The 1,162-nt window shown below is 51.4% G+C and carries 1 protein-coding gene; it reads right to left on the bottom strand.

Annotated elements, in window-relative coordinates; genetic code table 11:
• On the bottom strand, positions 1 to 1,162 hold a 1,162-nt coding region (locus COY37_RS11230), incomplete at both ends, for a [protein-PII] uridylyltransferase family protein (protein WP_286977617.1).

The raw sequence follows: 1,162 nt of genomic DNA on the forward strand, positions 1-1,162 counted from the left end.
TAGGATTCATGCCCGCCGATTTTCTCGATGAACGTGACGAACATGCTAAGCAGCCTATCCCTGCTCTTATACTTAAGAATCCTGTCGAGGAACAACGGGATGGTTTTTCTGAGCATCGTCCTCTCGCGGATGGTTTTGCCGAGGGATATTTGCTCGCTGATTGCTTTCAAGTTTTTAAGCGCCGTACCGGGATTTTCAAAACCCTTAAACGCCAAAAAGTCGCGGATCTCATCATCCGTAAGCTCGTCTTCAAGGAAGACCATGATCTCGGGCTCGGTATCCTCCCCGCCGAGCAGCGAGTTATACATGTCGCGCACCATATGCCGCCTGAGCCTGAGTTCGGATGTAAATTCTTTTTCGCCGAACGGCTGCATTTTACGTGAAAAAACCTCGAGTTCGTGCGGGTCTGCCGGCAGTGAGTGGGTCTGCAGGTCGTCCTTCATCTGCAGTACGTGCTCGACCCTGCGCAAAAACCGGTAACTCTCGGAAAGCGTCGTTACATCATCCGTTGAGAGAAACCCTTCTTTTAATAGCTCATCAAGGACAAACGCGAGCCGCGGCGTCCGCAAAGCGCTTCTTTCACCCCCGTAGAGCAGCTGGAATGTTTGGATGAAAAACTCGATCTCCCGGATGCCGCCGTAACCCCGCTTTATATCGTTCGCGTCGAAGATAGAATCTATCTTTCGCTTAAGCTCTCGAATCTCTTCGATGTCATAGTAATCGGTGGATTTTTTCCACACGAAGGGGTCGATAGCATCAAGGAATTTTTGCCCAAGCGACATATCCCCTGCAACCGGCCTGGCACGAATGAGCGCCATCCTCTCCCAGGTCTTGCCCCAGGCTTCGTAATAGGAACTATACGAGTCGAGCGAGAGCGAAAGCTCGCCTTTGCGGCCATCGGGCCTCAACCTCAGGTCGACCCTGTAGGCGATGCTATCCTCGGTCGTGGTCTGGATCAAGCCGGATAACGTCTCCGTGAGCCTACAATAGTACTCGTGCGGGCTAACTTTATTAACGCGGGTTCCGGGAGTTTTTTCAATCCCATCAGATTCCCCATCTTCGCTTTCATAGACCGTCATAATATCTATATCCGAGCTGTAATTAAGCTCGCCTGCACCCAGTTTGCCAAGCGCGATCACGCAAAATGGGTTATCCTTAAGCA

This window comes from Candidatus Aquicultor secundus (assembly GCF_002791875.1).
In the GTDB taxonomy this organism is placed as follows: domain Bacteria; phylum Actinomycetota; class Aquicultoria; order Aquicultorales; family Aquicultoraceae; genus Aquicultor_A; species Aquicultor_A secundus.